This is a genomic window from Polaribacter sp. 2405UD43-2 (assembly GCF_058147125.1).
Genome location: NZ_JBYVJX010000008.1, coordinates 13,897 through 38,712, shown reverse-complemented (window position 1 = coordinate 38,712; position 24,816 = coordinate 13,897). Strand labels below are relative to the sequence as shown.

Sequence of the window (24,816 nt, the reverse complement as noted above, 5' to 3'; positions counted from 1 at the left end):
ATATTTTTGTAGCCTAACTATCTGTCATTCCGATTAAAGCGATAACGAAACAGAGGAATCTATAAATTACTTTATAACTTAGATTTTTCCATAAAGTCGAAATGACATATTTAAATAATCAATCTATTATGACAATTGCCATTGGTAATGATCACGCAGGAACCGAATACAAGTTCGAAATTATAAAACATCTAGAAGAAAAAGGATATAAAGTTCTTAATTTTGGAACAGATACAAACGATTCTATGGATTATCCTGATGCCATTCATCCAACAGCATCTGCAGTAGAATCTGGTAAAGCTGCTTTAGGAATTATTTTATGTGGTTCTGGTAATGGCGCTCAAATGACAGCCAACAAACACCAAGGAATTAGAGCAGCTTTGTGTTGGAATAATGAATTGGTTGCTTTAACAAGACAACATAATAATGCAAATATTCTTACAATTCCTGCACGTTTTGTGTCTTTAAAACAAGCTTTAGGTTTTGTAGATGTATTTTTAAATACTGAATTTGAAGGTGGAAGACACGCAAATAGAGTTGATAAAATTTCTTGTGCTGGATAAATTTTGCCACGAATAAAAACACAATATAACTCATAAAATATCATCGAGTGAATTTTCGAAGAATGAGAAAATTTATATCGAGAAACCTTTAATTAATAATGAATTTCATCACAAAATCTTTTTCAGAATTAAACACAACAGAATTATACGCAATTCTTCAATTACGTTCTGAAGTTTTTGTGGTAGAACAAGATTGTGTCTATCAAGATTTAGATTTTAAAGATCAAAAATCTTTACACGTTTTTGGTTTAAAAAACAATAAAATAGTTGCATATACACGTATTTTTAAACCTGGAGACTATTTTAAAAACGCAAGTATTGGTAGAGTGGTAGTTGCTGCTACAGAACGTAAATATGGTTTTGGACACGATTTAATAAAAGCTTCTATTAAAGCTGTAAAAACTCATTTTAAAGTTGATAAAATTACCATTTCTGCTCAAAAATATTTAAAAAAATTCTATGAATCTCATAATTTTTTTCAAGTAGGAGAAGAGTATTTAGAAGATGGAATTCCACATATAAGAATGGATAAAAGCTAATCTTTATCCTTTTTATTTAACTTGTAAATTAAATAAGCAAAACCAGCTACAAAGTGTAAAATTATTACTGCGGCAACAATATAAATTAAAGTATTAGAATTGGTATTCATATTACAAAACTATAAATAATTTATCTGTTTAAAAGTGATAAATGTTACATAAAATTTTCAACTTTAACAACGCCACCAACTTCTAATTCACCTAATTTAATTTCTCCAATTCTAACACGAATCAAGCGTAAAGTAGGATAACCTAGAGCAGCAGTCATTTTTCTAACTTGCCTAAATTTTCCTTCTCTAATAATTATTGAAATCCAACTAGTTGGTCCATGACGTTCATCTCTAATTTTCTGACTTCTTAATGGAAAATTTGGATCATCAATTAAAAAAGATTTACAAGGTTTTGTTGTATATTTTTTACCATTAAAACCAATTTCTACACTATTTTTTAAATTTTCTATAGCTTTTTGAGTAATTTCTCCATCAACCTGAACATAATATTCTTTTTCGTATTTATTACTCCTAATTTCTGCGGAAACTTTACCTTCCGTTGTTAATAAAAGTAAACCTTCAGAAGCAACATCTAATCTACCAATTGCCATAGTTCCTTTAGGAAAATCATACAATTCACCTAATAATTTTTTCTTTCTTTTATTAGGATTTACAAACTGAGAAATCATTCCCCAAGGTTTATGAATAATAAAATGATACTGTTTTTTCATTGTTTCTTTTAATGTTAACAATACTACAAAAATGAAATGAAATTATTAGGAAATTAAACGTAGTTTTTTGTAACTTGTCTCACTTTTAAAAATTGAAATTTCAACAATATTTATGGCGACAGACAAAGAAAAACAAGCAAAGCTAAAAGCATTGCAACTTACTCTAGATAAATTAGATAAAACTTACGGTAAAGGTTCTGTAATGAAATTAGGTGATGTAGTTACAGAAGATGTAGATGCAATTTCATCTGGTTCTTTAGGGTTAGATTTAGCTTTAGGAGTTGGTGGTTATCCAAGAGGTAGAGTTATAGAAATTTATGGACCAGAATCTTCTGGTAAAACAACTTTAACTTTACATGCAATTGCAGAAGCTCAAAAAGCTGGCGGAATTGCAGCATTTATAGATGCAGAACATGCTTTTGATAAATTTTACGCAGAAAACTTAGGAATAGATGTAGACAATCTAATTATTTCTCAACCAGATCATGGAGAGCAAGCATTAGAAATTGCTGATAATTTAATTCGTTCAGGCGCAATAGATATTGTGGTTATAGATTCTGTGGCTGCATTAACTCCAAAATCGGAAATTGAAGGCGAAATGGGAGATTCTAAAATGGGTTTGCATGCGCGTTTAATGTCTCAAGCCTTGCGTAAATTAACAGGTACCATATCAAAAACAAATTGTACCGTTATTTTTATCAATCAGTTAAGAGAAAAAATTGGTGTAATGTTTGGTAATCCAGAAACTACAACTGGTGGTAATGCATTAAAATTCTATGCTTCTGTACGTTTAGATATTAGAAGGAGAACACAAATTAAAGACGGAGATAGAGTTATTGGTAACAGTACCAAAGTAAAAGTTGTAAAAAATAAAGTAGCTCCACCATTTCAGATTGCAGAGTTTGATATTATGTATGGTCAAGGAATTTCTAAAGTTGGTGAGATTTTAGATATTGGTGTAGAGTTAGGAATTGTAAAGAAAAGTGGTTCTTGGTTTAGTTACGGAGAAACGAAATTAGGTCAGGGTAGAGATGCTGTAAAAGGTTTGATAAAAGATAACCCTGAGTTAATGGAAGAGTTAGAAGTTAAAATAAAAGATGCTATTGAAAACCAAGAATAAGTTTTAAAAGTTCTAACTATTTATTATTAACTGCTATAGAAATAATCAATCTATAGCAGTTTTTTTATTACTTAGAAAGTAATTTTACAATCCAAAGAATTAGGTATAAACCAATACCAAAACCTGCAAATAAAACAGCAATTACAAAACCAATTCTAATGTATTTTGCTTCGACATTTATTTTACTGCTTAACCAATCTGAAACTCCTAAAATCATAATTTTTAATTTTTTGTTATAAAATACAAAAGTAACTAAAATTAAATTCCTGTACTACCAAAACCTCCTGCACCACGTTTGGTCTCAGATAAAACATCAACTTCAAACCAAGTAGCACGTTCGTGTTTTGCAATTACTAATTGTGCAATTCGTTCACCATCATTAATCACAAAATCTTCGTTTGATAAGTTTACTAAAATAACACCAATTTCTCCACGATAATCTGCATCTACAGTTCCTGGAGCATTTAAAACAGTAATTCCTTTTTTAGCAGCCAAACCACTTCTTGGTCTAACTTGTGCTTCAAAACCAACAGGTAAAGCTATAAATAAACCTGTTTTTACAATGGCTCTTTCTAAAGGTTTTAAAGTGATGGATTCATCAATATTTGCACGTAAATCCATACCAGCAGCACCATTTGTTTCATAAGATGGAGTTGCGTGTTTAGACTTGTTAATTATTTGTACGTTCATAGTTTTATTTTCAATTCTTGTCATCACAAATATAATAATTCGCAAATGCATTCATCAATAGATAATAGTTTTCTTATTTTTGAATTATAAAAATGAATGAATGATGAGTGATCAGAAAAAAATAGCGGTTTTTGGTGGAGGAAGTTGGGCAACAGCCATTATAAAAATGTTGTGTGAGAATTTAGATGCTGTTGGCTGGTATATGCGAAATAAATTTGCTATAGAGCATATTAAAGAAAACGAACACAATCCTAATTATTTACATTCTGCAGAATTAAATGCAGCTCAATTAGATTTGTCTAGCGATATTAATTACACTATTGAAAACTATGACATTCTTATCTTTGCAATTCCTTCAGCATTTTTAACGAGCGAACTAAAAAAACTATCAACTTCTTTAGAAGATAAAATTATTTTTTCAGCCATAAAAGGAATTGTACCAGAAACAGGTTTAATTATTGGCGAACATTTTAATAAAACGTATCATATTCCGATTGAAAATATTGGTGTAATCACGGGTCCATGTCATGCAGAAGAAGTTGCTATGGAGCGTTTATCGTATTTAACAATTGCTTGTCAAGATGAAAAAAAAGCTGAATTTATAGGTAAAGCTTTACAGAGTTGGTATATAAAAACTAAAATTTCTGATGATATTATTGGCACAGAATACGCAGCAATGTTAAAAAATATTTATGCTGTAGCGGCAGGTATTGCCCACGGTTTGGGTTATGGTGATAATTTTCAGGCAGTATTAATGAGCAATGCAATTCGCGAAATGAAACGTTTTATTAAAAAGGTTCATAAAATGAAACGTAACATTAATAACTCTGCTTATTTAGGAGATTTGTTAGTTACAGGATATTCGCTTTTTAGTAGAAATCGTCAATTTGGAAATATGGTAGGTAAAGGATATACTGTTAAATCTGCTCAAATAGAAATGAGTATGATTGCAGAAGGTTATTATGCTACCAAAAGTGCTTTTAAAATGAAAGAAAAAAATGGTGCTAATACACCAATTATAGATACTGTTTACAATATTTTATACAACAATAAAAGTCCTAAAAAAGAATTTAAAAAGTTGACGGATAAGTTAGATTAATTGTTTAATTTTGAACATTATTGTAATGTATTAAACAATTATTATGAAAACAATACAAGAAGTTGTAGAAAGCACTATTAGAAAAACACCATTTATAGAAGAAGCTCTTCATGAAAAATTGATAAATGTTTCTTCTTTAGCAAGAATTATTTTACCAGAAGTTTCTACTATTTTAAAGAAAGAAGTTAAAGTTGGTGCGGTTATGATGGCAATTAATAGACTTTCTCCTGCAAGCGAATTACGCATCAGAAAAAACATAAAAAAACTTGCGCTAGATTTAGGCGATGTAATTGTACGTTCAGATTTGTGCGATTTTACTTTTAAAAACACGCCTTCTTTATTAAAAGAAATAGCTAAGATTTTAACAAAATCCTCAGAGAATTCTGATTATTTCTTAACAGTTTCTCAAGGTATTTTTGAAACCAATATTGTTACCAGTAAAAATTTACAACCTTATGTTCAAAAAATATTTGACAAAGAAATACTAACACACAGTATGTTAGATTTGGCTTCTATCACTATAAAATTACCGCAAGAGAATTTAGAACAATCAGGTATTTATTATTTTATTTTAAAACAATTAGCTTGGGCAGATATTCCATTGCAAGAAATTATTTCTACTACTAACGAAATGACAATTGTTGTTAAAGAGGAAGACATCAACCAAACTTTTGCCATTTTAATGGATATGAAATTAAGCTAAATAATGGCTAAAAACGATCCTTATGCAGCCTTAAGAATCAAAGAATTCAATATTTTTTTATTCGTAAGATTTCTCTTAGTTTTTGGTTGGTCTATGCAATTTATTGTTATTGAGTGGCAAGTATATTCTATTACAAAAGATCCACTTTCTCTAGGTATTATTGGGTTGATGGAAATTATTCCTGCTTTTACAATGGCATTATTTGCAGGCCATATTGTAGATCAAAAAGAAAAAAGAAATCTATTTGCAATTTGTATTGCTGCTTTTTCTTTAATCAGTTTAGGTTTGTATTTTTTAACAACTGATAGTATTGTAGAAAGTTGGTCTACCAATTCTATTCTTTACGGAATTTATGGTTTGGTTTTCTTTGGCGGATTTTTACGCTCATTTTTTGGACCTACAATTTTCTCTTTAGTAGCTTTATTGGTTCCTAAAAAAATATATCATAATGCTGCAACTTGGAGTACAAGTACCTGGAAAACAGCCTCTGTTTCTGGAGCTTTATTTGGTGGGTTTTTTATTAGTTGGATTCAGGTAGATAACACATTACTTTTAGTTTTTATCTTGGTAATATTGTCTTTAATATTTACTTTTCAGATAAAAAAGAAACCCGTTTTAAACACAAAAATAGGAGAACCTATTAAAGAAAGTTTAAAAGCGGGTGTAAGATTTGTGTTTAAAACCAAAGAAATATTAGGCGTTTTAACCTTAGATATGATTGCTGTTTTATTTGGAGGAACAGTGGCCATTTTATCTGTTTTTGCACAAGATATTTTAAAAGTGGGTCCAGAAGGTTTTGGTATTTTAAACGCATCTATTTCTGTAGGAAGTATTGTAACAATGTTTTTAACAACTTACATTCCCATCAACAAAAATACAGGTAAAAAAATGTTGGTTTCTGTCTTTATTTTTGGGTTAAGTATTATTGCTTTTGGTTTATCGTCTTTATTTTGGGTAAGTGTTTTAGCTTTGTTTATAAGTGGTGCTGCAGACGGAATTTCTATGGTTATAAGACAAACTATTTTGCAATTAAAAACACCAGATGAAATGAGAGGTAGAGTATCATCTGTAAACTCTATGTTTGTAGGTTCTTCTAATGAATTGGGTGCTTTTGAAAGTGGTTTAGCAGCCAAATTAATAGGCCCTGTTGCTGCTGTTGTTTTTGGCGGATCTATGACTTTAATTACTGTAGTTACCATAGGAGCTATAAACCCAACATTAAGAAATTTAGACTTAACCAAAGATATTCCAGAGAATGAAAAACCAGAATAAAATAATTTTAATCGAAAAGAATTTCTTAAGACTCAGCCTCTGAGTTTCTGTTAAAATTGTCATTCCCGTGAAAACGGGAATCTAAATAAAGAATTACATTTGTAAAAAAATAAAAAACTTGAATCAATTTGTTTTTAAAAGATTAAATAAAAAAATTATAGAGATTTTTTTTCTGTTTATACTCACTCCAATTGTTTTAGCTTTACCAATAACTATAATAATAAAGTTAGTTTATTTGCTTGTAGGAATTGGTTATATTTTATGGGTTTCTATAAAAAAAGAAAATTTTGATAGAAATCATAATTTATCAAACAACAAAAAAGCATTGCAAAATATTGTTTTAAGGTTTATTTTAATTGCTTTGGGTTCAGCACTTTTTTTGTTTTTTACTGATAAAGAATCTTTGTTTAATGTGATGATGAACAAACCTTTTTTATGGTTAAAGTTTAGCGGAATTTATATTGTTTTTTCTGTTATACCACAAGAATTATTATATCGTACATTTTTTGTAAAACGTTATCAGAAATTATTTAAAAACGAACTTTGGTTTCTATTCATAAATGCTGTGCTTTTTTCATTTGCTCATATTTGGTTTAAAAGTTGGGTTGTTTTAGCGTTTACTTTTATTGGTAGCGTACTTTTTATGAAAACGTATTTAAAAACAAAATCTTTTAGGTTGGTAATTTTAGAGCATTCTTTATACGGAGTTTGGCTATATACAGTTGGTTTTGGAGAACTATTTATGTTCCCAGTTTAAACGTTTATTATTTAAAAGTTGTTGCATATTTTATTTTTTCTTCCAATTCTTGTTGCTGTTTTTCTGCAGTATTTTTATCCCAAGAAAAAGCTTTTTTAAATTCATTAAAAACTAAATTTTTATACAAATACACACTTTGCGAGTCAAAGAATAATCTGCCTGTTCTACGCATAAAAAAATCTGTTAGTGTGCAAGCCATTTCGTAATTTATGGTAAACCAAACTTCAGCTTTTATCATTTTTTCTTGTTGATTTTCATCTGTCAGTTCATCAAACTTTTTTAAGATAATAGCTGTTTGTTTACCATAATTATAAACTAAATATTCTGCATCTTTTTGTGAAAACCCAACTTCATTTATACGATTATAAATAGCATCAGTATAACTTTTTACTTCCTCAAAATTTTTAAAAGTTCCGCCAGAAAGTACAATGTGTTTGGTTTTTATGTCGTCAAATTCTTTATTAAATTTTCGTTTGTATTTTTTTGCAACCAAATCTACAATACGTTCTGCCATTTTTCTGTAGCCTGTTAGTTTTCCGCCAGCAATAGAAATCAATTCTGTATCAGAAACAAAGATTTCATCTTTTCTAGACAATTCTGAAGCAGATTTTCCTTCTTCGTGAATTAACGGACGCAAACCAGCCCAAGAAGATTCAATATCATCTAAAGTTAAATTTATTTCTGGAAACATATTATTTACAGCAGAAATTAAATACATAGCATCTACTAAGTTTGTTTCTATTTGATCTTTATTTTCTTGATAATTAGTATCTGTAGTACCAAAATAAGTTACTTTTCCACGAGGAATTGCAAACATCATTCTACCATCAGGAATATCAAAATACACAGATTGTTTTACAGGTAGTTTTTTGTGAGCAACCACCAAATGAACTCCTTTTGTTAAATGTAAACGTTTGCCTGTTTTAGAGTGATTTTTCTGGCGCAAATTATCTACCCAAGGCCCAGTAGCGTTTACAACATATTTGGCTTTTATATTAAAAGTTTGCTTAGTAAAACTATCTTTTACAGTAGCACCAACAACGCTATTTTCTTCATAAATAAATGTGGTTGCTTTTGTATAATTAATGATTTTTGCATCGTAATTTAAAGCCGTTTTTAAAACTTCTAAAGTTAATCTGGCATCATCAGTTCTATATTCTGCATAGTAACCAGCGCCATTTAAAATGTTTTTAGGCAACAAAGGTTCTTTTTTTAAAGCCTTTTTTTTAGATAACATTTTACGTTTGTCATCACCTTCTACAGAAGCCAAAATATCATATATTTTTAAACCAATTGATGTTAACCAAGAACCATAAGTTCCGCCTTCAATTAAGGGTAAAATCATTTTTTCAGGAATCACCAAATGCGGTGCTAATTTATGCACAATGGCACGCTCTGTACCTACTTCTTTTACCAGCCAAAAATCGAATTGTTTTAAATATCGTAAACCTCCATGAATTAGTTTTGTAGATTTACTACTTGTACCAGAGGCAAAATCGTTTTTTTCTATTAAGGCAACTTTCATTCCGCGAGAAGCTGCATCTAAAGCGATTCCTGCACCTGTAATTCCGCCACCAATAATTAATACATCAAACTCTGTTGAATGTAAATCTGTGGTAATATTTTTTCTATTGAAATATGAAAAGTTGTTCATTTATTTTTTTAATTTTTAAGGCAATTTTAGTCAAAAACTTTGCTATATTTATGTTTTAAAAAACTCTAAAAACTCTTTTTTATATTTTTGACCTAAAGGTATTTGTTTAGAGTTAATTATCACTAAATTTCCTTCAACATATTCAATTTTATTTTTGTTAATAATATAAGATTTATGTATTTGTATAAAACTTGATTTTGGAAGTTGATTGTAAAATTTAATTAATGTTTTATAGGTTACTAATGTTAAATCTATTAAATAAACCTTAATATAATCTCCTAAAGCTTCTATATAAAATATATCTTTAATTTTTATTTGATGAAGTCTTTTATTAGATTTAATAACTAAAGTGTCATTTTTATAGTTAGTTAAATTTTTAACTTTTGTAACAGCTTTTAAAAAGCGTTCAAAAGAAAAAGGTTTTAAAAGATAATCTATGGCATTAAGATTAAACCCTTCTATAGCGTATTCTGAGTAAGCTGTGGTAAAAATTACATTTGGAGAATCTTGTAAAGATTTATAAAAATGAATACCTGAAATATGAGGCATCTTTATATCTAAAAAAAGTAAATCTACACGATTGTTTTTTAAATATTCTAATGCTTCTAAAGCATTGTTGCAAATACTTAAAAGCTCTAAAAAATCGACTTTCTTAATAAAAGATTTTAAGACATTTTGCGAAGAAGGTTCATCATCAATTATAATACAGCGTATTTTCATTCTTTTAAATCTATTATTAAATTAATAGTAAAAATATTATTTTTGTTTTCAATAGATAAAAAATGTTTATCTGGGTAAACTAAAGCTAAGTTTTCTTTTATATTTTTTAAACCAATTCCTATAGAATTTAAATTATTCTCGTTTTTAATAATCTTATAATTATTTGAAATATTAAAACTTAATTTCTTTTTTTCTTCCTTTAAAATAATATTAATATATGGGTTTACAACTCCAGATTTTAAACCGTGTTTAAAACTATTTTCGATAAGAGGTAACAATAACATTGGATATATTTTCAAGGTTTCATCAATCATAAAATTAAATGAAATTTCTGAATTTTTAATATGTCTGTTTTTTTCAAAAGCAATATAATTTTGTATTAAATCCACTTCTTTTTTAATGGGTATTTTATCAAGCTCAACATCATAAATAACATATCTTAAAATGTTTGATAATTGTAAAATTGCATTAGTTATATCTTCTTTTTTTTCTATGGCAAGAGAATATAAAACGTTTAATGAATTAAATAAAAAATGTGGATTTATCTGACCTTTTAAATAGTATAATTGATTTTCAATTTGTTGTTTTTGTTGTTTTAAAACTTTGTTTTCTAATTTATTTAAATAAACCCAATCTTCAGCTAGTTTTATTAGAGTTGTTAAAATAAAAAAGAGAAAGAATATAAAGTATATTTCTAGTTTATTATGATATGAGATAAAGAAATAATCATTAAAAAAAGTATTAACAATAAAACTAAAAAACCAAGGATTTAGCTCTGAAAATAAGACAAGATTAGCTATAAATATAAGACTAAATATAAGATACTTTTCTTTTTTAAGATATTTTGGTATCAGCCAATAAAGATTTAAAGAAACAGGGATAATTAAAGTAACTACAAAGCAGATTGTATAGATATAATCAATTTTTAAAGGAATTGATCTACCAGAAAACAGAAACAAGAGAATAAAAAAAGAACAACTCCATAATATTGTATTAAATAGAACAATATTATGAGAGTTTGCTTTTTTAAAAAATGATTTAATTTTTATCATTTATTTTACTTAAAATAAATTTTGTTGAAGTTTTCCACTTTTCAGAATCATTAGAAGCAATATACTTTTTTATAAACTTTTGAAGTTCTTCTGATTTAGCAGTTAATAAATATTTATCATTTAAAACTCCAAATTTTTCATATTTAATTTTTATCTTTTTTTCTTTAAAAAGTGCTTCAACTTTATCTTCATCTAGCCATTTTATTTCTATATCACCATTTTTTTTAACATCATATTTTACTAAACTATGAGTATAAACAGAATGACTTTCAAGCAAATTGTCTATATCATCTTGGTAATCTAATGGAAAAAAATCTAAGAAACGTTCATTGTTTATAATAAATGGAGTAGCAATAAAAAGAACAGTTTTGTTTTTATATTCTCTTTGTATATAATAGCTATTTTTATATTCATTATATAATAATAAATCTTCTTTTTTCATCTCATTAACAGGATTTTCTTTTGTGATTTCTTTTTTAAATGAAATTACTTTCCATTTTCCATTTTTAGAATCTTTCCATTCTCCAAGAAAATTTTTATCAAAACTGATTGTCTTTTTTGTATAAAAAGGATGTAAAGACTTAACAACACAAGAACTTAAAAAAAGGATGCTAATACTTAAAACTACATTTCTAATTTTCATAATTATCAAATTTAATATTATTACAACAAAAAAAGAACAGATATAGAAGAAAGAAAACTTTTTTAGATAAACCTATATTTTTTCTCGTCAAACAAATATTTTTTCTTTTAATTCTTACCTTTAGACAAAATAAAATATAGTTTTATGGAATATGGGTTTCTATCAATTTTACCACCAATAATTGCCATCATTTTAGCATTAAGAACCAAGCAAGTTTATATTGCATTGTTATTCGGAATTTGGTTTTCTTGGTTGATTATTAACAATTGGAATCCGTTAGAAGGTACTTTAGCAATGATTGAAGGAATGGTAGACGTTTTTCAAGACAAAGGAAGTACAAGAACTATTATGTTTAGTGCTTTGGTTGGCGCCTTGTTAATTTTTATTCAATATTCTAGAGGTGTAGAGGGTTTTATCAATATTTTAAATAAAAGGTTAGAAAAGTTTGAAAATAAAAAATCTGGCTACAGTAGAATAATGGTACAGGTTTTAGCAACTTTTACTGGGTTGTTGTTGTTTGTAGAAACAAGTATTAGTTCTTTAACAGTAGGAACTTTATACAGACCCATTTTTGATAAATTAGGAATTCCGCGCGAAAAACTCGCTTATATTGCAGATTCAAGTTCAGCGCCATCATCTATATTAATACCTTTTAACGCTTGGGGTGCTTTTATTATGGGGTTATTGTTAACTCAAGGAATTGAAAAACCCCTACCGCTTTTGTTAAAATCTATTTTTTACAATTTTTATCCATTATTAGCAATCTTGTTGGTTTTTGTTGTGATTTTATCTAAGAAAGATTTCGGACCAATGAAAAAAGCAGAAAAAAGAACCAAAGAAACAGGTGCTTTAATGAACCCTAATGCAAAACCAATGGTTTCTGACGAGATTACTTCTTATCCGCCAAAAGAAGGTGTTAAAGCGAAAGCATATAATATGATTGTGCCGCTTTTAGTAATGGTGTGTATGATGCCCATAAACCTAATTTACACAGGATGGAATAATGTAAAAGAATACACATCTACATTAGATCATCTACAACAAGCAATTGGCGAAGGTTCTGGGTCTTCATCCGTTTTATATGCAGTAATTACTGCAATTTTAGTAGCAATGCTTTTATATTTTGTTCAAGGAATTATGAAGCCAAAAGAAGCCGTAAACTTAACCTTAAAAGGAATTAGTGAGTTAATGCCATTAGCTTTATTAATGTTATTGGCGTTTGCAATTGGTAATGCTTGTAAAGAATTAGAAACAGGAGTTTATGTTGCCAATGCTACAAAAGATTGGTTATCGCCAGAATTGTTGCCAGCAGTTGTTTTTATAATCAGTTCATTTATTGCATTCTCTACAGGAACTTCTTGGGGAACATTTGCAATAATGTTGGCTATAGCAATTCCGATGGCAAATATTCACAATGCAGATGTAACAATTGTTGTGGCTGCCACTTTAGGAGGAGGTATTTTTGGAGATCATTGTTCGCCAATTTCAGACACATCAATTATTTCTTCTATGGCATCAGCAAGCGATCATATAGACCACGTAAAAACACAATTACCTTATGCTTTAGTTGGTGGTATAATTACAACATTATTGTATTTGGTTTTTGGATACTTTGGATAAGTTCAGTAAGAATGTCTTTTCGAAATGAGCTTTTTTAAGCGATTGAGAAATCTTTTTTATAAGTGATGTTTTTTCCTTTCGTCGAAATAAAAAATAGCTTTTATTTGGCTAAAACTCCACGTTTTTTAATTTCATCAATCATTCTTAAAGCACCTTCTTTTATAGAGTTTTCTTTAAAAATAAATGTTTTTTCGTACAAAGTATTTCCTTCAAAAAAAGTTACTTGAAAACGATTATTGAGTTTAAATAATTCAGGTTGAATTAACTCAACTTTAGCAAATGAATTAGCAGGTAATTTATCTAATTTTTTACGCAATAAAGAAGTGGTTTTTGTTTTAGAAAAACCTTGAGAAACAATTACAATCATTTCTAAATCAATGTTTTTATTGTTGATGATATACACATTCCAATCATCAGTTTTATAAATATCATTATATTCATAAACAACAGCTATTTCTACATCAGTTACTTCTGGTATTTGGATGTCTTTTTTCATTAGTGTATTGTGAAAAAGTGGCAAAGAAACAAAGTTTCAGAGTTGCAAAGTATTAAAATTTGGGTAAGCTACTAACTTTGTAACTCTGTGGCTTTGTAACTTATTTTTAAATCACAGATTTAAACTGCTCCAAGAAACGTTTATCATTCTCATAAAACATTCTAATATCTGGTATTTGATATAGCAACATTGCAATACGTTCAATTCCCATTCCAAAAGCATAACCAGAATATTTAGTTGGATCAATATTGGCATTTTTAAGAACGTTTGGATCTACCATTCCACAACCCATAATTTCTAACCAACCTGTACCTTTGGTAATTCTGTAATCGGTTTCTGTTTCTAATCCCCAATAAATATCAACTTCTGCACTTGGCTCTGTAAACGGAAAATAAGAAGGACGTAAACGTATTTTAGATTTCCCAAACATTTCTTTTGTAAAGTATAAAAGAGTCTGTTTTAAATCGGCAAAAGAAACATCAGTATCTATATACAAACCTTCTACTTGATGAAAAATACAGTGTGCGCGTGCAGAAATATCTTCATTTCTAAAAACTCTACCAGGAGAAATAGTTCTAATGGGTGGTTTGTTTTCTTCCATATAACGTACCTGTACAGAAGATGTATGAGTACGCAATAAAATATCTGGGTCTTGCTCAATAAAAAACGTGTCTTGCATATCTCTTGCAGGATGATATTCAGGCAAGTTTAATGCCGTAAAATTATGCCAATCATCTTCAATTTCAGGACCTTCAGAAACCGTAAAACCAATTCTATTAAAAACGTCAATAATTTGGTTTTTTACCAATGATATTGGATGACGTGAACCTAAATTAATAGGTTCTGCAGGTCTAGTTAAATCTCCATAAACACCTTTTTCTTCAACAGCATTTTCTAAAGTATCGTTTAATTCTGCAACTTTGCCTTCAGCAGATTTTTTTAAATTATTTAAGGCTTGTCCAAAATCTTTACGCATTGCTGCATCAACATTTTTAAATTCTGCAAATAAGCCTTTTAATAAACCTTTGCTACCTAAATATTTAATTCTAAAAGCTTCTACTTCTTCTTTAGAAGTTGCATTAAAAGCTTTTACTTCACCAATCAATTCTTTTACTTTATCTAACATTTTCAAGGATAAATTAGGCTGCAAATTTAATCTTTTTTAAGCATTTTTAGTTTGCAATTTTAAAGAAAACATATATGGCTATCGAAATCGATTGAAATAAGGCTTTTTTGAAAAAAATATAGAAAAGTTTTTATATTATCATATTGAAAATTAACTATCTTTGCGCCGTTAAATTTTTATTAATCTCATAAAAAAAGATGGAGAAAAATATCAAATCTAAAATTGATGGATTCATGGAGTTGGTAAAACAACGAAATAATCATGAACCAGAATTTTTACAGGCTGTACAAGAAGTAGCAGAAACTGTAATTCCATACATTATTCAACACGATATTTATAACGGTAAAAATATCTTGTTAAGAATGGTAGAGCCAGAAAGATTAATTTCTTTTAGAGTTTCTTGGGTTGATGATAAAGGAGAAATTCAAGTAAACAGAGGTTATAGAATTCAAATGAATTCTGCAATTGGTCCTTATAAAGGTGGTTTACGTTTTCATCCAACAGTAAATGCAAGTATTTTAAAATTCTTAGCTTTTGAACAAGTATTTAAAAACTCGCTAACAACTTTACCTATGGGTGGAGGAAAAGGTGGTTCTGATTTTGACCCAAAAGGAAAATCAGACAACGAAATTATGCGTTTTTGTCACGCTTTTATGACAGAGTTATTCAGACATATTGGTCATAATACTGATGTTCCAGCTGGAGATATTGGAGTTGGAGCAAGAGAAATTGGTTTTATGTTTGGTATGTACAAAAAATTAAACAACACATTTACAGGAGTTCTAACAGGTAAAGGTTCTTCTTGGGGTGGTTCTTTAATTAGACCAGAAGCTACAGGTTATGGTACTGTGTATTTTGCACAAAATATGCTGCAAACTAAAGGAGATTCTTTTAGCGGAAAAACTATTGTAATTTCTGGATCTGGAAACGTTGCGCAATATGCTGCAGAAAAATCTATAGAATTAGGTGCTAAAGTAGTAACGCTTTCTGATTCTGGAGGATATATTTATGATGAAGATGGTATAGATACAGAAAAGTTAGCTTTTGTTATGGATTTAAAAAATAACAGAAGAGGTAGAATTAGCGAATATGTAGAAAAATATCCATCAGCAAAATTTGTAAAAGGAGAAAGACCTTGGTCTGTAAAATGTGATATTGCTTTACCTTGTGCAACTCAAAATGAGTTAAATGGAGATGAAGCAAAAACATTAATAGATAATGGTTGTATTTGTGTTTCTGAAGGAGCAAATATGCCTTCTACACCAGAGGCAATGCACACTTTTCAAGAAGCAGGTATTTTATTTGCACCAGGAAAAGCGTCTAATGCAGGTGGTGTAGCAACTTCTGGTTTAGAAATGAGTCAGAATTCTTTACGTTTAAGTTGGACTCGTAAAGAGGTAGATGCTAAACTAAAAGTAATTATGGAAGATATTCATAGTTCATGTGTAGAATATGGTAAAAATGATGATGGTTCTATAGATTATGTTAGAGGAGCAAATATTGCAGGTTTTGTAAAAGTTGCAGACGCAATGTTAGCTCAAGGAGTTATTTAGACTTATATTTTTAAAAGTTATATTCTTAAAACGCATCATTATTGATGCGTTTTTTTATTTATAAATAAATAGTAATTTTAAAGAATTGATTTCGACCTAAATAGAAAACTAGGCAAATGATTTCAATTTTTTTCTTAGGATTGCTGTTTTCTTTTTTAGGTTACACACCTCCAAGTGTGTTAAATATGACCGCTTTAAAAATAAGACTTAAAGGAGAGAAAAAAGAGTTCAATTACTTTATATTTGGCGCTCTATTAATTGTTCTTTTTCAAGCTTATATTTCTGTTTATTTAACAAAATACATTGCAAATAACCCAATGTTAATAACCTTTTTAGAAAAAGCAGGAATTGTGGTTTTATTCTTTTTATCTGTGTTTTTTTATCATCAAAATAAGAAAGAAAAAAAACAGATTAAACTTAATAATAAAAAGAAAAATTCTTTTTTTACTGGCGTTGTTTTATCCTCACTAAATATGTTTGCTATTCCTTTCTTTTGCGGAATCATAGCTTTTCTTACTAATTATAATTTAATGGATTTTAACACAAACTCAATGCTTTTATTTATCTGTGGCTCCGTAATTGGCACTTTTTACATTTTGTTTTTGTATGGAAAATATGCGCATAAAATTCAACAAAAAACAGGAAATCTAACCAACAACATCAATTTAGTTTTAAGTTTTATAACAGCTAGCTTTGCTTTATTTACTTTTATTAAATTTGTAGTATAATGATTATTAATGAAAATACTTAAAAATAGTATTGTTGATGGAAAACATCAAAAACCAATTTTGGTTGATGTTTTTTACAAAGAAGCGCATCAACAAAAACCAATGGTTGTTTTTTGCCACGGATACAAAGGTTTTAAAGATTGGGGAGCTTGGAACTTAATGGCAAAAAGTTTTGCAGAAGCAGGTTTTTTCTTTATCAAATTTAATTTTTCACATAATGGCGGAACAGTTAAACAACCTATAGATTTTCCTGATTTAGAGGCTTTTGGAAATAATAATTATACCAAAGAATTGGATGATTTAGAATCTGTAATAGATTGGATTTCTACAAATCCTAATTTTAAAAAAGAAGTTAATTTAGACGCAATTTCGCTAATGGGTCATAGTAGAGGAGGAGGAATTGTGTTGCTAAAATCGAATGAAGATTCTCGTATTAAAAAGGTTATTACATTGGCTGGAGTTTCGGATTATAAAAGTAGATTTCCAAAAAATGAAAGATTTGAATCTTGGAAAGAAAAAGGTGTTTATTATGTAAAAAACGGCAGAACTCATCAAGAAATGCCTCATTATTATCAGTTTTATTTAGATTTTATTAAAAATGAAAATCGATTAAATATTAAAAAAGCTACAGAAAATTTAGAAATTCCACAACTTATAATTCACGGAGATAAGGACACTTCTGTATTTATTAAAGAAGCAGAAAGTCTCAAAAAATGGAACCCAAAAAGTGAATTTAAAATTATTAAAAATGCCAATCACGTTTTTAATACTTCTCATCCTTGGAAAGAAAAATTACTTTCTAAAGAGTTAGAAAAAGTAACTCAAATTTGTACTAAATTTTTAAAAAATAAATAGAAAAAATAATCCCAATAAAACAAATTATTGGGATTATATCATTGTTTTTACTTTATTTTTTTGGTAGCAAACCATTTGCTAGAAAAATAAATATCTATAGGCGATTCTCCTACTTTTTCAACTGTTTTTTCTAAAGTTTTATCTTTTTTGTAGACGGTTAAAATACTATTCTCTGCACTTAAAAAATCTTTTAATCCAATAACATAAACTTGTTTTGTTATTGGGTTTTCTTTAACAATTGTTGTAATAGCAATACCATTTGTATTTGGTGTTGCAAATTCTTGGATGGTTTCAGTTTGGGTATTAAAAGTATAAACTTTACCAGAAGAAGATTCTGCCCAAAAAGCATTATTACTTGAAGAATTTAATGTTAAAATACTGTTTTTATAAAGGTTTATTTTAGGGTCTTTAATCTCTACTACTTTGTTTATAGTATAATTTGCATTTAATTTTGTAAAAGCAGCTTTCTCTGTTCTTTTTTCTGTTGCCACCCAAATAGCACCAGCTTCATCTTTTACAACACCAGAAATATTTTCAGTAAACGTTAGTAATTTTTTTACTTTTTTGGTTACTATGTTAAAAGCTTTTAGTTCCTTAGCATCTGCCACTAAAACATTATTGTTATCTAATAATAAAGCCGAATTATTATAGAGTATTTTATCAGAAAAACCTTCTAGCTTTTCTTCTACGCCATTAGTAATGTTAATTTTTGAAAGATTGTAAGTTTTTCTTCTTCCTCTACCACCAGTACTAATTATTAATCCATCTGTATTAGAATACATTTTTAAATAAGAGGGTGAGCTAACTTTAGATTTTGTAACAACATTTTCTACTTCTAAAGTTTCTAGGTTTAATTGAGAAACGAAATTTGGACCTTTTTGACTTATCACAAATAACTTATCTTTAAAACTAGAAAAAGAAGTACTTCTTTTGTCTAGAGATTTAAAAACGTTTAAAGTAATTTCTTTTTTGTCATTAAGATAACTAATAGAAGTTCCATCACTTTTTAAAGACAATACAAAAGCATTATCATATACAGGAGTTTCTTCTGTTTTTTTGGAGCAAGATAGCACCATTAGTAAGCTAACTAAAACTAGCTTAGACACATAATTTTTCATTATATAGTTTATTAAAATTGTTTCAAAATATATAACACACAACAACTATTTAATTGATTTAAAAACAGGTTGAAGTATGAAAAAATCCTTTATTAACTTTTATCCCGAAAGCTAAAAAAACGCATATAAGTATTGGCAGGTCTCCTGGCTTGCGTTTTGTTAAAACCTTCCCATCTAAAAAACAGACAGTGGTGTAAGATTTAACAAACATCTTTACAGACTTAGCTTACAGTTGCGGGTACAGCTCAGGCTTTTTATTCTTAAAAACTACCTGATTCCCTTTTAATTTTTTTGAATAAAACATTCTAAAAAACCAAAACTTTACCGTGCAAAAGTAAATTCTTTTTTAGTATAATAAAAGATGAATTTTACTTTTTATTGATAAGATTACTTTAAGAAAAATGCATACCTTTAACTGCCTTTTTATTAAAGGTTAAAGAACCTCAAAAGTTTAAAATAGATACAATTATTACAATTGAGTTGATATAAGAAACTTTTTAGATTTACACTAAAGTGGAATTTTATAAACAGTATAGAAAAATTATTCACATAGATATGGATGCATATTATGCTTCTGTGGCGCAATTGGACAATCCTGAGTTAAAAGGAAAAGCAATTGCTGTTGGAGGTGGTGGAAAACGTGGTGTAATTTCGGCAGCCAGTTATGAAGCTAGAAAATTTGGTGTAAAATCTGCTATGAGCGGAATGTTAGCAAAACAGAAATGCCCGCATTTAATTTTTGTAAAAACAGATTTTTCTCGTTATAAAGAAATTACAACTAAAATTAGAGAAATTTTTTACGAATACACAGATTTAGTAGAACCACTTTCTTTAGACGAAGCGTATTTAGATGTTACCGAAAACAAAAAAGGAAATCCGTCTGCAAGTTTAATTGCCCAAGAAATTCGTCAAAAAATTTTTGATACAACAGGTTTGCGAGCTTCCGCAGGAATTTCGATTAACAAATTTATTGCAAAAGTTGCTTCTGATATAAACAAACCAAATGGCCAAAAAACGGTAAATCCAGAAGAGGTGATACCGTTTTTAGAAGAATTACCCGTAAATAAATTTTATGGCGTTGGTAAAGTAACAGCAGCTAAAATGTATAATTTAGGCATATTTGTTGGAAACGATTTAAAGAAAAAATCATTAGAAGAATTAACAAATCTTTTTGGAAAATCGGGTAAACATTATTACAATATTGTTCGCGGAATTCATAATAGCAAAGTAAAACCGAATAGAATTCGAAAATCGATTGCAGCAGAACGTACTTTTTTCGAAAACATTTCTTCAGAAATTTTTATGATAGAAAAGTTAGACAAAATTGCTGACGAACTTGAAAAACGACTGTTAAAATCGAACACAAAAGGAAAAACAATTACCTTAAAAATTAAATATTCCGATTTTACACAACAAACCCGAAGCAGAACAGTTGGATATTTTATGCAAAAAAAAACTACCTTTTTTCCAGTTGTAAAAGAATTGTTGTACCAAGAAAAATTAAAAAACTCTGTGCGATTATTAGGATTATCTTTCTCAAATTTAAACACAGAAAAAAAAGAACCTGTTTGGGTGCAATTAAAGTTTGATTTTTAATGAATTATAGTTATTGGGAACTTAAAGAATGGTTTACAAACATCGATTTTACAATTGTTGGTAGCGGAATTGTGGGTTTAAATTGTGCTTTAGAACTCAAAAAAAAGCATTCAAAAGCAAAAATTTTAGTTGTAGAAAAAGGAATGTTACCACAAGGAGCCAGTACAAAAAACGCAGGTTTTGCTTGCTTTGGCAGTTTATCTGAATTGATTAATGATTTAGAAACGCATACAGAAGAAGAAGTTTATCAATTAGTAAAAAAACGTTGGGAAGGATTACAATTACTTCGTAAAAATTTAGGCGATGCAACTATTGATTTTCAACAAAACAATGGTTTTGAATTGTTTAAAGATAAATCCTTTTTTAACCAATGTTTAGTAAAAAAAGACAATATAAATAAATTATTAAAACCTCTTTTTAAGTCGGATGTATTTACGGTTGATGATAATTTTTTTGGATTTAAAAATGTGTATAAAAACTACATTACTAATAATTTTGAAGGACAAATTGATACAGGAAAAATGGCTTTCCAATTATTAAAAAAAGCGCAACAAAAAGGAATTAAAATTCTAAATAATATTATTGTAAAAAGTTTTGAAGAAACCCAAAATAAAGTTGAAATTAAAACCAATCAACTTAATTTTACAACCAATAAATTATTGATTGCTACAAACGGATTTACAAATCAGCTTTTAGAAGAAAATGTACAACCAGCAAGAGCACAAGTTTTAATTACAAAACCCATAAAAAATTTGCACGTAAAAGGAACTTTTCATTTAGATAAAGGCTTTTATTATTTTAGAAATATTGATAATAGAATTTTGTTTGGCGGTGGTAGAAATCTCGATTTTAAAGGTGAAGAAACCTCAGAATTTGGACAAACCAAAATTATTCAAAACAAATTAGAAGAGCTTTTAAAAACCACAATTTTACCCAACATCAATTTTAAAATTGATTATAGATGGAGTGGAATTATGGGTGTAGGAAATCAGAAAAAAGCAATTGTAAAACAACTCTCTAACAATGTTTTTTGTGGAGTTCGTTTAGGCGGAATGGGTGTTGCCATTGGTAGTTTGGTTGGTAAAGAATTGGTAGATTTGGTATAGAGCGTCATTGCGAGGAACGAAGCAATCTCATCATTTTTTAAATAGATTGCTTATTAAATTAGCAGTGTCAAGAATTTAAAAAATGAATACAAAAGAAGAACTTTACAAGCAATGTCTTGCTTATGTTAACAAACGTTTGCAAACAGTCGAAGAAATTATTAATTCGAACCAAAAAGCACTACAATCTGAAACCAAAAGTTCTGCTGGCGATAAACACGAAACAGGTAGAGCAATGTTGCAATTAGAAATGGAAAAAGCAGGACAACAACTGTTAGGAATTGCACAAATGAAAGAAACATTGGCTAAAATAAATGGTTTTAAAACAGCAAAAAACGCACATTTAGGAAGTCTTATTTATACAGATAAAGCTAATTATTTTTTATCAATTTCTGCAGGACAAATTACAGTTAAAAACAATACTTATTTTGCAATTTCTGTTTCTTCACCTATTGGAAAATTATTGTTAGGAAAACAAGAAAATGATGTAATTACTTTTAATGGAAGTCCAATTAAAATAAAACAAGTTGTTTAAATAGGTTTCACTAATGTTTTATATTCGTCGTTAGTAAAGATTGTTTTTTGTGTATTGAAACGATATATTTTTCTTCTAGCACTTAACAAAAGTAAGGTTTCTGTTTGTTTTTAGTTGATAATTTTTTTTGCAAGGTAACGCCCAATAAAAAACCGACACTTTTGCATCGGTTTTTATAATTGTTTTTTAAGAGTTAACTCTTAATTTTCGCTTTTGGCGGATTTGGTAATTGGTCAAATCCCATATTAAAAAGAGTAAACCCAAAAATATCTGCATATTGCTCAATGGTTTTAGCAACAGGAGTTCCTGCTCCATGGCCTGCATTGGTTTCTATTCTAATTAAAGTTGGATTATTTCCTGCTTGTTTGTCTTGCAGTTCTGCGGCAAATTTAAAACTATGTGCTGGTACAACTCTGTCATCATGATCACCTGTAGTTACCATTGTTGCAGGATAAGAAACACCTTCTTTTACATTGTGTACTGGCGAATATCCTTTTAAATATTCGAACATTTCTTTGCTGTCGTTTGCGGTTCCATAATCATAAGCCCAACCTGCACCTGCAGTAAATGTATGATAACGCAACATATCTAAAACACCAACTGCTGGTAAAGCAACTTTCATTAAATCGGGTCTTTGCGTCATTGTTGCTCCAACTAACAAACCTCCGTTAGAACCTCCACGAATTGCTAAATAATCTGAAGATGTATAGTTTTTAGCAATTAAATATTCCGCAGCTGCAATAAAATCGTCAAATACATTTTGCTTTTTCATCTGCGTTCCAGCATCGTGCCATTTTTTACCATATTCTCCACCACCACGCAAATTTGGTACTGCGTAAATTCCACCTTGTTCCATCCAAACTGCGTTGGCAATACTAAAACTTGGTGTTAAACTAATATTGAATCCGCCATAACCATATAAAATAGTTGGGTTTTTTCCGTTTAATTCAATTCCTTTTTTATGAGTAATAATCATCGGAACTTTGGTACCATCTTTAGAATTGTAAAAAACTTGTTTACTTTCATAATCATCAGAATTAAAAGCAATTGAAGGTTTCCAGTAAGATTCGTAAGTTCCAGTTTTTGGATCGAATTTATAATAAGAATTTGGAGTGTTGTAGTTTGTAAATGAAAAATACAACTCTTTTGCAGCTGTTTTTCCACCAAAACCTCCAGAAGAACCAACACCTGGTAGTTTTATTTCTCTAATTAGTTTTCCATCAAAGTCGTATTGTAACACTTTAGAAACAGCATCTACCATATATTCAGTAAAGAAATAACCAGCACCTGTAGATGGCGATAACACATTTTCTGTTTCTGGTATAAAGTCTTTCCAGTTTTCTGGAGTTGGATTCGTAGCATCTACCGTTACAATTTTTTTATTTGGAGCATTTAAATTGGTAACTAAATAAAGTTTGCTTCCTCTATTATCTATTACATAAGTATCGCTTTTAACATTATCTAAAACGGTTACCAATTTGCTATTTGGTTTGCTTAAATCTTTGATAAATAATTTATTTCCAGATGTAGAAACAGATGCCGAAACAAGTAAATATCTATTATCTTCTGTTAAATAACCACTAACATATCTATGTTTTTCTGATGGAATTCCGCCAAAAATAACAGGATCTTCTTTTTGTGAAGTTCCTAATTTATGATAATACAATTTGTGTTGATCTGTTTTGGCAGACAATTCACTTCCTTTGGGTTTATCGTAACTAGAATAGTAAAAACCTTCGTTTTTGTACCAAGAGATTCCTGAGAATTTAACATCTATCAAAGTATCTTCTTTAATCGTTCTAGACTCAGCATCCATTATAATAATTTTTCTCCAATCAGAACCACCTTCAGAGATTGCATAGGCTGCAGTTTTTCCATCTTTAGAAAAACTTAAAGAACCTAAAGAAGTTGTTCCGTCTTCAGAAAACGTATTTGGGTCTAAAAATATTTCTGGTTCACCACCCTCTTTTTGTCTGTAAACAACGTATTGATTTTGCAATCCGTTGTTTTTATAAAAATACGTGTAATCTCCTTCTTTAAAAGGAGTACCTACTTTTTCGTAATTCCAAAGTTCAGACAACCTATTTTTTAGTTGTTCTCTGTACGGAATCTTACTTAAATAATCGAATGTAACTTCGTTTTCTGCTTTTACCCAAGCTTCGGTTTCTTTGCTTCTATCGTCTTCTAACCAACGATAATTATCGGTAACAGCTGTTCCAAATAATGTATCTACAACAGCTATTTTAGCAGTTTCAGGGTATTTCACGTCAATATTTCTTTGTTTAATTTCTTCTTTACAAGACACAAAAATTGCACTTGCGCATAAGATAGGAATGATTAATTTCTTCATTTTGATTGTATTAGTGATTGCTCAAAGTTAGCAGAAAATGGATAAAAAATCTTCATTTTAAGACGATTTTAACAGTTTGTAATTTATAGGAATAAAAACGACTATTTTTGTGCAACTTTTTTAGTATTAAAAAAACAATAAAAATTAGATTCCCGATTTCTAGGAAAGACAAATTAATGAAATCTCAACAAGGTTGAGAAAAA

At 28.9% G+C, this 24,816-nt stretch carries 25 protein-coding genes and 1 riboswitch; of the genes, 14 read left to right on the top strand and 11 right to left on the bottom strand.

Annotated elements, in window-relative coordinates; all coding sequences use genetic code 11:
* The first annotated feature begins 128 nt into the window (after positions 1-128).
* The gene (gene rpiB, locus ACY2RX_RS11420) at positions 129-563 is read left to right on the top strand and encodes a ribose 5-phosphate isomerase B (RefSeq protein ID WP_490104192.1); all 435 of its coding nucleotides are present in this window, start codon (positions 129-131) and stop codon (positions 561-563) included.
* 98 nt (positions 564-661) lie between these two features.
* Positions 662-1,102 carry a GNAT family N-acetyltransferase gene (locus ACY2RX_RS11415; RefSeq protein ID WP_490104116.1) on the top strand — a complete coding sequence of 147 codons (441 nt, stop codon included), beginning with the start codon at positions 662-664 and terminating at the stop codon, positions 1,100-1,102.
* 154 nt (positions 1,103-1,256) lie between these two features.
* On the opposite strand, the gene ACY2RX_RS11410 is transcribed toward ACY2RX_RS11415, so the two are convergent.
* Positions 1,257-1,823, bottom strand: a complete 567-nt coding sequence (locus ACY2RX_RS11410; RefSeq protein ID WP_490104115.1) for a pseudouridine synthase — start codon at positions 1,821-1,823, stop codon at positions 1,257-1,259.
* Between the two features lie 112 nt (positions 1,824-1,935).
* Here ACY2RX_RS11410 and recA point away from each other — a divergent pair, with 112 nt between their 5' ends.
* Positions 1,936-2,943, top strand: coding sequence for a recombinase RecA (gene recA / locus ACY2RX_RS11405; protein ID WP_490104114.1), 1,008 nt, complete (start codon positions 1,936-1,938; stop codon positions 2,941-2,943).
* Positions 2,944-3,010: 67 nt separating this feature from the next.
* On the opposite strand, the gene ACY2RX_RS11400 is transcribed toward recA, so the two are convergent.
* Both ACY2RX_RS11400 and dut read right to left on the bottom strand, forming a co-directional pair.
* Complete coding sequence (locus ACY2RX_RS11400; RefSeq protein WP_490104113.1) at positions 3,011-3,160, bottom strand: PspC domain-containing protein; 150 nt, start codon at positions 3,158-3,160, stop codon at positions 3,011-3,013.
* 41 nt (positions 3,161-3,201) lie between these two features.
* A complete protein-coding gene (gene dut, locus ACY2RX_RS11395) occupies positions 3,202-3,633 on the bottom strand; it encodes a dUTP diphosphatase (protein ID WP_490104112.1) in 432 nt (143 codons plus the stop codon).
* A gap of 103 nt (positions 3,634-3,736) precedes the next feature.
* Here dut and ACY2RX_RS11390 point away from each other — a divergent pair, with 103 nt between their 5' ends.
* From ACY2RX_RS11390 to ACY2RX_RS11375, 4 genes are all read left to right on the top strand, one after another.
* Positions 3,737-4,732: an NAD(P)H-dependent glycerol-3-phosphate dehydrogenase gene (locus tag ACY2RX_RS11390; RefSeq protein WP_490104111.1), complete on the top strand. Its 996-nt coding sequence runs from the start codon at positions 3,737-3,739 to the stop codon at positions 4,730-4,732.
* 43 nt (positions 4,733-4,775) lie between these two features.
* Positions 4,776-5,435, top strand: a complete 660-nt coding sequence (locus ACY2RX_RS11385; RefSeq protein ID WP_490104110.1) for a hypothetical protein — start codon at positions 4,776-4,778, stop codon at positions 5,433-5,435.
* Between the two features lie 3 nt (positions 5,436-5,438).
* Positions 5,439-6,707 (top strand): MFS transporter, encoded by a 1,269-nt coding sequence (locus tag ACY2RX_RS11380; protein WP_490104109.1) that lies wholly within the window; start codon positions 5,439-5,441, stop codon positions 6,705-6,707.
* A 235-nt stretch (positions 6,708-6,942) separates the two neighbouring features.
* Positions 6,943-7,464 (top strand): CPBP family intramembrane glutamic endopeptidase, encoded by a 522-nt coding sequence (locus ACY2RX_RS11375; protein ID WP_490104108.1) that lies wholly within the window; start codon positions 6,943-6,945, stop codon positions 7,462-7,464.
* Between the two features lie 7 nt (positions 7,465-7,471).
* On the opposite strand, the gene ACY2RX_RS11370 is transcribed toward ACY2RX_RS11375, so the two are convergent.
* The 4 genes from ACY2RX_RS11370 to ACY2RX_RS11355 are packed head-to-tail and all read right to left on the bottom strand — an operon-like array spanning position 7,472 to position 11,533.
* On the bottom strand, positions 7,472-9,118 hold the full coding sequence (locus ACY2RX_RS11370; protein WP_490104107.1) for a glycerol-3-phosphate dehydrogenase/oxidase: 1,647 nt from the start codon (positions 9,116-9,118) through the stop codon (positions 7,472-7,474).
* Positions 9,119-9,166: 48 nt separating this feature from the next.
* A complete protein-coding gene (locus tag ACY2RX_RS11365; protein ID WP_490104106.1) occupies positions 9,167-9,838 on the bottom strand; it encodes a LytR/AlgR family response regulator transcription factor in 672 nt (223 codons plus the stop codon).
* Complete coding sequence (locus ACY2RX_RS11360) at positions 9,835-10,890, bottom strand: sensor histidine kinase (RefSeq protein WP_490104105.1); 1,056 nt, start codon at positions 10,888-10,890, stop codon at positions 9,835-9,837. The genes ACY2RX_RS11365 and ACY2RX_RS11360 overlap by 4 nt, the downstream gene beginning before the upstream one ends.
* The gene (locus ACY2RX_RS11355) at positions 10,877-11,533 is read right to left on the bottom strand and encodes a hypothetical protein (RefSeq protein WP_490104104.1); all 657 of its coding nucleotides are present in this window, start codon (positions 11,531-11,533) and stop codon (positions 10,877-10,879) included. Before ACY2RX_RS11355 ends, ACY2RX_RS11360 begins: the two co-directional genes overlap by 14 nt.
* Before the next feature lie 144 nt (positions 11,534-11,677).
* Here ACY2RX_RS11355 and ACY2RX_RS11350 point away from each other — a divergent pair, with 144 nt between their 5' ends.
* Positions 11,678-13,153, top strand: a complete 1,476-nt coding sequence (locus ACY2RX_RS11350) for a Na+/H+ antiporter NhaC family protein (RefSeq protein ID WP_490104103.1) — start codon at positions 11,678-11,680, stop codon at positions 13,151-13,153.
* A 100-nt stretch (positions 13,154-13,253) separates the two neighbouring features.
* Here ACY2RX_RS11350 and ACY2RX_RS11345 read toward each other — a convergent pair whose 3' ends face one another.
* Both ACY2RX_RS11345 and pheS read right to left on the bottom strand, forming a co-directional pair.
* A complete protein-coding gene (locus tag ACY2RX_RS11345; RefSeq protein WP_490104102.1) occupies positions 13,254-13,649 on the bottom strand; it encodes a hypothetical protein in 396 nt (131 codons plus the stop codon).
* Positions 13,650-13,755: 106 nt separating this feature from the next.
* Positions 13,756-14,775 carry a phenylalanine--tRNA ligase subunit alpha gene (gene pheS, locus ACY2RX_RS11340; protein WP_490104101.1) on the bottom strand — a complete coding sequence of 340 codons (1,020 nt, stop codon included), beginning with the start codon at positions 14,773-14,775 and terminating at the stop codon, positions 13,756-13,758.
* 197 nt (positions 14,776-14,972) lie between these two features.
* On the opposite strand from pheS, the gene gdhA reads away from it, so the two are divergent.
* The 3 genes from gdhA to ACY2RX_RS11325 all read left to right on the top strand — a co-directional run bounded on the left by gdhA (position 14,973) and on the right by ACY2RX_RS11325 (position 17,911).
* Positions 14,973-16,328: an NADP-specific glutamate dehydrogenase gene (gdhA, locus tag ACY2RX_RS11335; protein ID WP_490104100.1), complete on the top strand. Its 1,356-nt coding sequence runs from the start codon at positions 14,973-14,975 to the stop codon at positions 16,326-16,328.
* A gap of 116 nt (positions 16,329-16,444) precedes the next feature.
* Positions 16,445-17,056 carry a LysE family transporter gene (locus ACY2RX_RS11330; protein WP_490104099.1) on the top strand — a complete coding sequence of 204 codons (612 nt, stop codon included), beginning with the start codon at positions 16,445-16,447 and terminating at the stop codon, positions 17,054-17,056.
* A 9-nt stretch (positions 17,057-17,065) separates the two neighbouring features.
* Positions 17,066-17,911, top strand: a complete 846-nt coding sequence (locus tag ACY2RX_RS11325; protein ID WP_490104098.1) for an alpha/beta hydrolase family protein — start codon at positions 17,066-17,068, stop codon at positions 17,909-17,911.
* Positions 17,912-17,958: 47 nt separating this feature from the next.
* On the opposite strand, the gene ACY2RX_RS11320 is transcribed toward ACY2RX_RS11325, so the two are convergent.
* Positions 17,959-19,029, bottom strand: coding sequence for a hypothetical protein (locus ACY2RX_RS11320; RefSeq protein WP_490104097.1), 1,071 nt, complete (start codon positions 19,027-19,029; stop codon positions 17,959-17,961).
* A gap of 117 nt (positions 19,030-19,146) precedes the next feature.
* Positions 19,147-19,362: riboswitch (cobalamin riboswitch) on the bottom strand.
* 180 nt (positions 19,363-19,542) lie between these two features.
* Here ACY2RX_RS11320 and dinB point away from each other — a divergent pair.
* The 3 genes from dinB (at position 19,543) to ACY2RX_RS11305 (ending at position 22,263) form a co-directional block, all read left to right on the top strand.
* Positions 19,543-20,625: a DNA polymerase IV gene (dinB, locus tag ACY2RX_RS11315; protein WP_490104096.1), complete on the top strand. Its 1,083-nt coding sequence runs from the start codon at positions 19,543-19,545 to the stop codon at positions 20,623-20,625.
* Positions 20,625-21,731 carry an NAD(P)/FAD-dependent oxidoreductase gene (locus tag ACY2RX_RS11310; protein WP_490104095.1) on the top strand — a complete coding sequence of 369 codons (1,107 nt, stop codon included), beginning with the start codon at positions 20,625-20,627 and terminating at the stop codon, positions 21,729-21,731. Before dinB ends, ACY2RX_RS11310 begins: the two co-directional genes overlap by 1 nt.
* A gap of 82 nt (positions 21,732-21,813) precedes the next feature.
* Entirely contained in the window at positions 21,814-22,263 is a 450-nt protein-coding gene (locus ACY2RX_RS11305) for a 3-oxoacyl-ACP synthase (protein ID WP_490104094.1), read from the top strand.
* Positions 22,264-22,456: 193 nt separating this feature from the next.
* Here ACY2RX_RS11305 and ACY2RX_RS11300 read toward each other — a convergent pair whose 3' ends face one another.
* Positions 22,457-24,613: a prolyl oligopeptidase family serine peptidase gene (locus tag ACY2RX_RS11300; protein WP_490104093.1), complete on the bottom strand. Its 2,157-nt coding sequence runs from the start codon at positions 24,611-24,613 to the stop codon at positions 22,457-22,459.
* Positions 24,614-24,816 lie beyond the last annotated feature (203 nt).

What these genes read in the sequence shown, in the direction of transcription:
- ACY2RX_RS11365 (WP_490104106.1), bottom strand. Translation starts at nt 9,838, where the DNA reads ATGAAAATACGCTGTATTATAATTGATGATGAACCTTCTTCGCAAAAT.
- ACY2RX_RS11385 (WP_490104110.1), top strand. Translation starts at nt 4,776, where the DNA reads ATGAAAACAATACAAGAAGTTGTAGAAAGCACTATTAGAAAAACACCA.
- ACY2RX_RS11305 (WP_490104094.1), top strand. Translation starts at nt 21,814, where the DNA reads ATGAATACAAAAGAAGAACTTTACAAGCAATGTCTTGCTTATGTTAAC.
- ACY2RX_RS11370 (WP_490104107.1), bottom strand. Translation starts at nt 9,118, where the DNA reads ATGAACAACTTTTCATATTTCAATAGAAAAAATATTACCACAGATTTA.
- recA (WP_490104114.1), top strand. Translation starts at nt 1,936, where the DNA reads ATGGCGACAGACAAAGAAAAACAAGCAAAGCTAAAAGCATTGCAACTT.
- gdhA (WP_490104100.1), top strand. Translation starts at nt 14,973, where the DNA reads ATGGAGAAAAATATCAAATCTAAAATTGATGGATTCATGGAGTTGGTA.
- ACY2RX_RS11320 (WP_490104097.1), bottom strand. Translation starts at nt 19,029, where the DNA reads ATGAAAAATTATGTGTCTAAGCTAGTTTTAGTTAGCTTACTAATGGTG.
- rpiB (WP_490104192.1), top strand. Translation starts at nt 129, where the DNA reads ATGACAATTGCCATTGGTAATGATCACGCAGGAACCGAATACAAGTTC.
- ACY2RX_RS11390 (WP_490104111.1), top strand. Translation starts at nt 3,737, where the DNA reads ATGAGTGATCAGAAAAAAATAGCGGTTTTTGGTGGAGGAAGTTGGGCA.
- ACY2RX_RS11415 (WP_490104116.1), top strand. Translation starts at nt 662, where the DNA reads ATGAATTTCATCACAAAATCTTTTTCAGAATTAAACACAACAGAATTA.
- ACY2RX_RS11310 (WP_490104095.1), top strand. Translation starts at nt 20,625, where the DNA reads ATGAATTATAGTTATTGGGAACTTAAAGAATGGTTTACAAACATCGAT.
- ACY2RX_RS11400 (WP_490104113.1), bottom strand. Translation starts at nt 3,160, where the DNA reads ATGATTTTAGGAGTTTCAGATTGGTTAAGCAGTAAAATAAATGTCGAA.
- ACY2RX_RS11330 (WP_490104099.1), top strand. Translation starts at nt 16,445, where the DNA reads ATGATTTCAATTTTTTTCTTAGGATTGCTGTTTTCTTTTTTAGGTTAC.
- ACY2RX_RS11300 (WP_490104093.1), bottom strand. Translation starts at nt 24,613, where the DNA reads ATGAAGAAATTAATCATTCCTATCTTATGCGCAAGTGCAATTTTTGTG.
- ACY2RX_RS11325 (WP_490104098.1), top strand. Translation starts at nt 17,066, where the DNA reads ATGAAAATACTTAAAAATAGTATTGTTGATGGAAAACATCAAAAACCA.
- ACY2RX_RS11360 (WP_490104105.1), bottom strand. Translation starts at nt 10,890, where the DNA reads ATGATAAAAATTAAATCATTTTTTAAAAAAGCAAACTCTCATAATATT.
- ACY2RX_RS11345 (WP_490104102.1), bottom strand. Translation starts at nt 13,649, where the DNA reads ATGAAAAAAGACATCCAAATACCAGAAGTAACTGATGTAGAAATAGCT.
- pheS (WP_490104101.1), bottom strand. Translation starts at nt 14,775, where the DNA reads ATGTTAGATAAAGTAAAAGAATTGATTGGTGAAGTAAAAGCTTTTAAT.
- ACY2RX_RS11355 (WP_490104104.1), bottom strand. Translation starts at nt 11,533, where the DNA reads ATGAAAATTAGAAATGTAGTTTTAAGTATTAGCATCCTTTTTTTAAGT.
- ACY2RX_RS11350 (WP_490104103.1), top strand. Translation starts at nt 11,678, where the DNA reads ATGGAATATGGGTTTCTATCAATTTTACCACCAATAATTGCCATCATT.
- ACY2RX_RS11410 (WP_490104115.1), bottom strand. Translation starts at nt 1,823, where the DNA reads ATGAAAAAACAGTATCATTTTATTATTCATAAACCTTGGGGAATGATT.
- dut (WP_490104112.1), bottom strand. Translation starts at nt 3,633, where the DNA reads ATGAACGTACAAATAATTAACAAGTCTAAACACGCAACTCCATCTTAT.
- ACY2RX_RS11380 (WP_490104109.1), top strand. Translation starts at nt 5,439, where the DNA reads ATGGCTAAAAACGATCCTTATGCAGCCTTAAGAATCAAAGAATTCAAT.